Source organism: Faecalitalea cylindroides ATCC 27803 (assembly GCF_000469305.1).
GTDB lineage: Bacteria > Bacillota_I > Bacilli_A > Erysipelotrichales > Erysipelotrichaceae > Faecalitalea > Faecalitalea cylindroides.
The window spans coordinates 1-8838 of sequence record NZ_KI271009.1 but is presented as its reverse complement, the minus strand read 5'-3'; the positions used below and the strand labels follow the sequence as shown (position 1 = coordinate 8838).

The 8838-nt window shown below is 35.4% G+C and carries 8 protein-coding genes; 1 reads left to right on the top strand and 7 read right to left on the bottom strand.

What is annotated here, in order from left to right:
- On the bottom strand, positions 1-1459 hold a 1459-nt coding region (locus HMPREF0367_RS05675), incomplete at its 3' end, for a preprotein translocase subunit SecA (RefSeq protein WP_035402123.1).
- A gap of 165 nt (positions 1460-1624) precedes the next feature.
- On the opposite strand from HMPREF0367_RS05675, the gene HMPREF0367_RS05670 reads away from it, so the two are divergent.
- The gene (locus HMPREF0367_RS05670) at positions 1625-1948 is read left to right on the top strand and encodes a hypothetical protein (RefSeq protein WP_035402121.1); all 324 of its coding nucleotides are present in this window, start codon (positions 1625-1627) and stop codon (positions 1946-1948) included.
- Positions 1949-1969: 21 nt separating this feature from the next.
- Here HMPREF0367_RS05670 and HMPREF0367_RS05665 read toward each other — a convergent pair whose 3' ends face one another.
- The 6 genes from HMPREF0367_RS05665 to HMPREF0367_RS05640 all read right to left on the bottom strand — a co-directional run bounded on the left by HMPREF0367_RS05665 (position 1970) and on the right by HMPREF0367_RS05640 (position 8714).
- Positions 1970-3337: an aldehyde dehydrogenase gene (locus HMPREF0367_RS05665; RefSeq protein WP_035402118.1), complete on the bottom strand. Its 1368-nt coding sequence runs from the start codon at positions 3335-3337 to the stop codon at positions 1970-1972.
- On the bottom strand, positions 3268-4548 hold the full coding sequence (locus HMPREF0367_RS05660) for an iron-containing alcohol dehydrogenase (RefSeq protein WP_035402114.1): 1281 nt from the start codon (positions 4546-4548) through the stop codon (positions 3268-3270). Before HMPREF0367_RS05660 ends, HMPREF0367_RS05665 begins: the two co-directional genes overlap by 70 nt.
- 93 nt (positions 4549-4641) lie before the next feature.
- The gene (gene bilS / locus HMPREF0367_RS05655; protein ID WP_022355768.1) at positions 4642-5148 is read right to left on the bottom strand and encodes a flavodoxin family protein BilS; all 507 of its coding nucleotides are present in this window, start codon (positions 5146-5148) and stop codon (positions 4642-4644) included.
- A 40-nt stretch (positions 5149-5188) separates the two neighbouring features.
- A complete protein-coding gene (locus HMPREF0367_RS05650; RefSeq protein ID WP_035402111.1) occupies positions 5189-6526 on the bottom strand; it encodes an MATE family efflux transporter in 1338 nt (445 codons plus the stop codon).
- A gap of 48 nt (positions 6527-6574) precedes the next feature.
- On the bottom strand, positions 6575-7375 hold the full coding sequence (locus tag HMPREF0367_RS05645; protein WP_022355766.1) for a MerR family transcriptional regulator: 801 nt from the start codon (positions 7373-7375) through the stop codon (positions 6575-6577).
- On the bottom strand, positions 7353-8714 hold the full coding sequence (locus tag HMPREF0367_RS05640; protein ID WP_035402108.1) for an MATE family efflux transporter: 1362 nt from the start codon (positions 8712-8714) through the stop codon (positions 7353-7355). The genes HMPREF0367_RS05645 and HMPREF0367_RS05640 overlap by 23 nt, the downstream gene beginning before the upstream one ends.
- Positions 8715-8838: the final 124 nt, after the last annotated feature.

The window sequence follows — 8838 nt, the reverse complement described above, 5'->3', positions numbered from 1 at the left end:
CGATTTCTGCTTCACGAGCATGGTTTTTCGCATTCAACACTTCATGTGGAATGCCTTCTTTTTTCAACATTTCACTGATCAATTCACTCGTTTCTACCGCAATCGTACCAACCAGAACAGGCTGCCCTTTTTCATAAAGTGCTTTAACTTCACGAACAAGTGCACGATATTTATCATCTTTATGGGCATAAATTTCATCTGGCAAGTCTTTACGAATTACTGGACGGTTTGTTGGAATGACAACAACACGCATATTGTATGTAGAAAGGAATTCTTCCTCTTCTGTTTTAGCTGTACCTGTCATACCTGCTAGTTTTTCATATAAACGGAAGAAGTTCTGATATGTAATAGTTGCCAAAGTAGATGTTTCTTCTTTGATTGGCACACCCTCTTTTGCCTCAATTGCCTGATGTAAACCATCTGAATAAGCACGTCCAGGCATCATACGACCTGTAAACTGGTCTACGATCACAATTTCCTGGTTGTCGCTAACTACGTATTCAACTTCTTTCATCATAATATAGTTAGCGCGCAAAGCTTGATTGATATGATGGACAAGTTGAGTATGGTTGATATCATACAAGTTATCTAATTTAAAATACTTTTCTGCTTTTTCCACACCAGCCTCACTTAACATGATCTGACGTGTTTTCTGATCAATATCATAATCACCTGAAATCAAAGTCTTTTCATGTGTAAATTTATCGGTTTCATATTCAGGAGCTTCTAAAGTCTTAACGAATTTATCGGCCTGGATATAAAGATTGGCAGTCTGTTTTTTACCCCCGGAAATGATCAATGGAGTACGTGATTCATCAATCAAAACAGAATCGACCTCATCAATAATTGCCATATGAAGACCACGCATTACACGATCTTTTACACTTGTTACCATATTATCACGAAGATAATCGAAACCTAATTCAGAGTTCGTTGTATATGTGATATCACATTCATAAGCTTCACGTTTTTCTCTTGCGTTTAATTCACGCTTATTTACACCTACTGTAAGCCCTAAAGCACGATAGATTCTCCCCATCCAGTCCGCGTCACGGCCAGCCAAATATTCATTGACCGTAATAACATGAACACCTTTTCCAGCTAAGGCATTTAAATAAACACACATCGTTGCGGTCAAAGTTTTACCTTCACCGGTTTTCATTTCGGCAATATCACCTTTATGCATTGCGATTGCACCCATGATCTGTACTTTATATGGCTTTTCACCTAATTGACGATAAGCCATCTCACGAGCTGTTGCGAATGCTTCATATAAAATATCATCAATCGTTTCGCCATTTGCTAAACGTTCTTTATATTCTGTTGTTTTATCAGCTAATTCTTCATCACTTAATTTCTGCATCTCTGGTTCATAGGAAATGACTTTATCGGCCATTTTTTCTAAAGATGCCAATTCTCTTTGTTCTTCAGAGAACAACTTGCTAAATAATCCAGCCATAATTTTCCTCCCTTGAGTCTAAACTATTCTATATTCTATCACATAATTCAATTCAAAACTATCTCTGATACAGATTAACCATCGATTTTTACTTCATTTTAACAATATATTACCCTTTTATGACAATATTTTTCTATGATATACTTATCGATAGAGGAATTAAATATGAAGAAAAAAAGAATCATTATTTTTGCGATTATTTTGATCATTGCGACCACAGGATTTTTTTACTTAAAACCTGAACCTGAAACAACAGTCGACCAAGAGTGGTACACCATTGAAAATATTACGTTCGATCAAGAAAACAATAAAATATCAGGTACATCCATTTCCCCATACGAAGGAGAAATTGAAGTATATTTACCAGATGGTATCGATACATCAAAACTTAAAGATGGACAAAATGTTCAAGTCTTGGCTGGACCCGGTATGACCATGAGCCTGCCTCCTCAATTGATGAATTGTCAAGAAATAAAGATTATAGAATAAAAGAGCCGATTTTGGCTCTTTTTATCGTAAAAATATATGAATCAATTTATCATATAACTTGGAATATGGCTGATATCGAATTGGAAGATCCAGCCATGTTTTTTTATCTACGATGGATTTATAGTGCGTGAATGTTTTAAAACCTTCTTTGCCATGATATCCACCCATACCTGAATTGCCCACTCCACCAAAAGGCATATTGCTGGTAGCAAGATGAATGATCGTATCATTAATACATCCGCCTCCATATGGAACACTATGAGTTACCATATCAACTCTTGTTTTATTTGACGAGAACAAATACAAAGCTAAAGGAGATGGCTTTTCTTTTATAATATTGATACAGTCTTCAAAATCGGTAAACGTTAAGATTGGCATGATAGGCCCAAAGATTTCTTCCTGCATAACCGCATCATCCCATGAAACATGATCCATTATCGTTGGTTCGATCTTCAATGTTTCACGATTTGTCTTTCCTCCATAAACGATCTTATTAGGATCTAAGAGTTTACTGATTCGATCAAAATGTTTCTCATTTATGATCTTGCCATAACTAGACAAATCTTGATATTGACGCTTAATTTCTTGAATTACTTCATGAATCAGTTTATCTTTAACAGAAGTATGAACATAAATATAATCTGGAGCTACGCAAGTCTGTCCAAGATTTAGATACTTACCAAAAACAATACGTCTTGCTGCCAGTTTTATATTAGCCGTCTCATCCACGATACAAGGTGACTTTCCACCTAACTCAAGAGTTACCGGTGTCAAATGCACACTTGCCTTGGACATCACCTCATGTCCTACATATGGAGAACCAGTAAAGAAAATGTAATCAAACTTTTCTTCTAATAAAGCCTGGTTTTCCTTTCTTCCTCCAAGTATTACACTCACATATTCTTTAGGAAAAACATTTGTCAGTATTTCCTCAATGATTTGAGAAGTATATGGAGAATATGCACTTGGTTTTACCATAACAGTATTGCCTGCCGCAATTGCATCAATAAGAGGGTCAATGGTTAACATAAACGGATAGTTCCAAGGAGACATGACCAAAACAACTCCATAAGGGCATGGCACCTGATAACTAGAAGCATGAAACTGAGCAAGTGGAGTCATAACACGATGCTTACGGGCAAACTTTTTAGTATGGCGTATCATATATGATAATTCACTTAACACCATTCCAGTTTCACACATATAGCTCTCACTGGATGTTTTTCCAAGATCCTTATACAAGGCTTCATTGATTTGATCTTCTTTTTCTAAAATAACCCTTTTAAGTTTCTTTAAATATTCTATACGAGTATCTACATTTAAGGTCTTTCCGGAATTAAAGTAGTTTCTTTGGCTTTGAATGATTTCTTGGATCTGACTGGACTCCATACTACGCTCTCCTTCTTAACAATATCTAAATAAAATCTCTCCAGTTCTTTTTCATCAAAAAGTACAGGAACTGGATATAGAGGATTGGCTTCTTTGGAAGCATGATGGCATAATTCTGGAATATCTTCAACTTGAATTTCTTCGATCGATGAACCAATATCAAAGACATTGTTCATCTCTTCAATAGATTCAATCATACGTATAGCCGCAATTCGCTCATCGGTTGTTACATCTGCCAAACCTGCCGCTACTGCACAATCTTTTAAAGCTGGGTACACTTTGGTTCCATATCCTCTCAACACAACAGGCAAAAGAATCGCATTGGCATAACCATGTGCAACACCATAACGTCCTCCCAGTGCATGCGCCAAAGCATGAACATAACCTACATACGATTTTGAGAAGGCCCATCCTGCAAGATACGCTGCATGTGCCATATTCTCGCGTGCCTTTAAATCATCCCCATGATGATAGGCCTCAAATAAATTTTCATAAATCAACGAAATCGCTTGAAGACTCGCTTCTCTTGTATCTTTGGTCGTAGACCTTCCAATATAAGCTTCAATAGCGTGGGTCAGCGCATCCATGCCTGTAGTTGCCGTTAAGAATGGTGGCAAAGACGTCGTCATTCTTGCATCTAACAAAGCATATTTAGGGATCAAGCAAAAATCTTCAATCGCATATTTGGTCTTATTTGTCGGATCACTGATCACAGCTGCAAGCGTACATTCGCTTCCTGTTCCTGCTGTTGTAGGAATAGCGATCAATACTGGTAATTTATGCAACACTTTTAAGACACCTTTCATCTTAGATAAAGGTGTGCGTTTTCTAACAACACGAATGCCTACGCCTTTTGCACAATCCATGCTGGAACCGCCACCTAGAGCAATGATCCCTTGACATCCATTTTCATGATAAAGCTTAACTGCTTCTTCCACATTTTCAACCGTAGGATTTACCTGTGTTTTATCATAAACACTGACTTGATACCCAGCATTGGTCAATGCTTCAATAATAGGCAAATGTAAACCAACTTTTATGATACCTGCATCCGTAACTAAAAGAACTCTTGAACATTGTTCTTTTTTTAAGACATCCGGTAATTTATCTAAAGACGAAATCGTTTCTGGTTTGCGATATGGCAAAACAGGAATTGCAATCTTAAAACAAGTTTGAAATACACGACAATATACTGACTTTAGTTTGTTCATAACATGCCTCCTGTATGTTCACCAAGTAAACTGTTCACATTATAAACCTTTTGTCTTGCTTGTCAACAAAAAAAGGTCTGTCTTAAAACAAACCTATAATGTATCTATCATTGAATGTGCCCATTCTTTTATGCGTTTTAAATCATCAAAGTCTGGATGGCTCTTCGCTTTTTCAAAATTATCTAAACTAGCCAATATCCTTTCATCATTTGGATTCTTCTCTAACATCATAAGATATCGATTTTTTACAGAATCAGGCATTCTCCCCTGACAAAAATATGAACCCAAAAATTCATTTGATGAATCTATCAATTTCATCACCGTATCTAATAGACGTTTAAAATAAGCTTGAGATCCGCCAAATCCAGCCGTTTGGAAATAAGCAATCTTTTTATTCTTTAAACTTGAAAGTAAACTTTTAATTTCTTCACTACAGCATCCTTTATCTGTCCAAGAACCTACAAAATAAAGATCCGCATCAATGCCTTCCTGAAATTTTCCAAAATAAACTAAATCATTTTTCTGAACAACTTCTTTGATCCCTTGAGCAAGATATTCTGTATTTCCTGTATTACTTGAAAAAACGATGGCAATTTTCATAATACTCACCTCTTTAGATTAGATGATACCACAACAAGAATTAAATAGATACTTCAACAATCTTTTTCTCATGATCTGCAACTAAATTCGGACTTTGCAAGACCAAGGCAATTACAGACAAGACAACTTGAGTTGCTGGATAAGCACACCATACTCCAGTTAGTTGAAACAAAGATGAGAAAACGATCAAAAATACCGGCAACAATAAACAAGGCTCAATATAAACTAAGAATGTAGAATTTTTAGATCGACCAGACGCATAAAATACTGCCGAAGTAAGACGACTGATTCCAATAAAAGGAAAAGAAAGAGACGTGATGATCAATGCCAATTTTGTGCCATCATATAGCGAATGAGAGACGCCAAACAATCCTGTTAAAGGTTCATTAAACAAATAAACACCAATAAATAAGATAACTGACACTTCAAGAGAAACAAAGAAGGCTTTGCGATATAAATAATGGATCACACCTTTATTTCCTTTACCGTGATAATAGCTCAACAATGGCTGCACACCATCGCCGATACCCTGCAACAACAATTGAGCACTGGAAAGCACGTAAGAAATTACCGAATAAATTGTTAATGCATCGTTCCCACCATACATAATACATGTCCAATTGGTCAAAACGATCATGATACATGGAATCATGGTTTGTCCAAAAGGTGAGATGCCTACAGTTATGATTCTTTTGATCAAAGATGCTGAGGGTACATAACAGTGCAAAGAGATTTCTTTTAACTTTGATGCATATAAGAAAACCAAGCAACTTAGCGCAACAACTCCCTGTGCAATGATTGTTGCCAAAGCAGCTCCAGATAGTCCCATTTCCATCAAGAAGACAAAGATATAATCTAAAACAATATTAGTAACCAAGCCGCTGCTCATACAGATCGTCGCAACAATGGTCTTTCCATAATTACGAATCAAAGGACTTAACCCATTTCCTAAAACAGGTAAAAGGCCTCCACAAAGAATCACAAATATATAATCATAGGCATATTCATAAATTGTACCTGAAGCTCCTAAAATCTCTAATAATGTTGGAGTCGCGAAAAATAAAACAATGGACAAAACAATGCCGGCAACGATCAAAAGCGTAATTGTCGAACCTAAAGATCGGTCTGCGCTCTTCGTTTCATCCCTGCCTGAAAAATAAGATAGCGCTACGGCTCCTCCAATTCCAATTCCAATTGCAGATGCATTTAAAATTACTTGGATTGGATAAACAAGATTGATAGCTGCTAAAGCATCATTCCCTACCGAATTTCCAACAAAAAGACCATCTACGATTGAATAAAAACCACTCAACAACATGGTGAACATAGATGGTAAAATATACTTCCAAAATTGTGAATTTAGATATTTACGCTCCATGATCATCCCTCCCAAATCAAGAGTATAAACATTGGAGCAACTCCAAGGTCAACTGTTTTTTATCGGCAAAAAAATTTCGGCATAATAGTGTTCATAATCTGTATAAAATGTAACCGGTATTTCACGAATAAGACAATGGTCTTTTAATTTAAGTCCATTTTCTTTGGCATATGCTTTCATCGGTTCAATATCTTCCTGACTTACCTTTCCATCTTTCATTCGTACAGCTCGATAGACACACTTTTGTTTATTGATCTTTGTTGAATTTTTCAGTTCTTCTTTCATCTTCATTTTTTGAAGAAGCTGTGTTTCAATGCTGACAAAGGTTCGCTTTAGTTCCATCTGGTCTTTTTTTAATTCATAATGCGTGTAAAAAGCGCAAAGAACAAACTGATCCTGAGTCATATATTGAATATCATGAATAAAGAAATCTTCCTTGTCTTTTCCCTCAAATAATATAATCGATTCTTTAAAATCTTGAATAGAACATTCATTTTCGTGATGTTCTATCATGTGAAACATCGATTTGATATGTGAAATCTTTTTTAATAACTGTTGTTCATAGTATATCTTTCGCTTGGTTTCTTCTTCCTTTTTCTCTATTAATTCAATTGTATAAGATGGTTTTAATGTCTTTGATAATTCATATATATCTGAAAGAGGAAAATCCAAATGACGATAATAAATAACATCTAATAATTCTAAGACATTCATCAATGTATACATGCGATAATTGTTTTCTGGATTCACATGAGGATGGACAAGTCCTTTTTTTTCGTAAAAACGAATTGTATCAGTACTTAAACCCAAAAGCTTGCTGATTTCACTAATCGTTGAATACTTTTTCATCTTCTGCTCTCTTTCTAGAAAACCATTTTTCTTTTCGAATACCCTGAACCACTCCTATGGCATCCGCTAAAAACCATCCAATTGGAATAGACCACCAAATCATGTGCTCGCCTAGAGTAGGCGCCAGTGCATAAGATAACAAAACTCTGGTTCCAAGAGATACGATCGTTAACACAACCGAAATGCCTGGCTTACCAACACCCCTATAATATCCATACAACAAAAACAAAAGTCCGATTCCTAAATAACAAGCGCCTTCAATACGAAGATACTCCGCTCCTTTTAAGATGATTTCTGTTTGTTCTGGTTTAATGAATATCAACATCAATGTATCCGCAAAATTAAAAACAATAGTTGAAATCAAGAAACAAAATAAAGCTGCAACAATAACAGCTGATTTTGTTCCTTTACGTATACGTTCTTCTAATCCTGCGCCTTTATTTTGTGCAACAAAAGTTGAATAAGCATTTCCAAAATCCTGCACAGGCATATAGGCAAATGAATCTATTTTTACGGCTGCCGCAAAAGCCGACATAGTTACTAAGCCAAAACTATTAACCAATCCCTGTATTAAAAGGATTCCAAAATTCATTACGGATTGTTGTACACACGTCAATAAAGAATAATCTTTGATTTTTTGAAAAACACTTTTATCAAAATACCAATATTCTTTTTGTGGAAGTAAATCTCTCTGTTGAAAGAACACATACACAAAAAGTCCTATTGCACTTAAAGCTTGTGACATTGTTGTTGCGATAGCAGCACCTGCAACACCCATATGTAAACTAACAATAAAGTAGATATCTAAAATAATGTTTCCAATTGCTGAAACGCCTAAAAATAATAGCGGTGTTCTCGAGTCACCTAAAGCTCTTAAAAGTGAAGCAAAATAATTATACAAAAAAGTAAATAGAATGCCTAAAAATATATAAAATAGATAATCATGCGTGTCACTCCATATTTCTAAAGGAATCTGTAAAAAAGACAAAATAGGATCAATCAATAACAAGCATCCAGCCTCTAAAGCAACAGACAATAATCCTATACCAACAAAAGATATAAAGAACGCATTCTTCATCTTATCCATTTTTTTAGCTCCATATAACATGGAAAAAAGGACCCCACTTCCCATACAAAGACCTAAAATGATTGAATTCAAAAATGTCATCAGAGTAAAAGAGGAGCCAACTGCAGCTAACGCATTTGAACCTATAAATTGTCCAACAATAAAGGTATCTGCCACATTGTATAACTGTTGTAACATGTTCCCTAAAATCATAGGCAATGCGAACAACAATAATGATTTTGTCACTGATCCTTTAATCAAATTCTCATTCATAATTAAGATTATACTAATATCAGCCTTCTTTTTAAAGAGCATAGAATCAAAGAACTATTCTAAAAAAATTTTTAAATTTTTTTGTCATTTTGGACATTTCCGGTGTGATAGATAAGTGAGAGAG

Bases quoted from the DNA above. Each gene is read 5' to 3' on its own strand.
- HMPREF0367_RS05670 (WP_035402121.1), top strand. From the start codon at position 1,625: ATGAAGAAAAAAAGAATCATTATTTTTGCGATTATTTTGATCATTGCG.
- HMPREF0367_RS05665 (WP_035402118.1), bottom strand. From the start codon at position 3,337: ATGGAGTCCAGTCAGATCCAAGAAATCATTCAAAGCCAAAGAAACTAC.
- HMPREF0367_RS05660 (WP_035402114.1), bottom strand. From the start codon at position 4,548: ATGAACAAACTAAAGTCAGTATATTGTCGTGTATTTCAAACTTGTTTT.
- bilS (WP_022355768.1), bottom strand. From the start codon at position 5,148: ATGAAAATTGCCATCGTTTTTTCAAGTAATACAGGAAATACAGAATAT.
- HMPREF0367_RS05650 (WP_035402111.1), bottom strand. From the start codon at position 6,526: ATGGAGCGTAAATATCTAAATTCACAATTTTGGAAGTATATTTTACCA.
- HMPREF0367_RS05645 (WP_022355766.1), bottom strand. From the start codon at position 7,375: ATGAAAAAGTATTCAACGATTAGTGAAATCAGCAAGCTTTTGGGTTTA.
- HMPREF0367_RS05640 (WP_035402108.1), bottom strand. From the start codon at position 8,714: ATGAATGAGAATTTGATTAAAGGATCAGTGACAAAATCATTATTGTTG.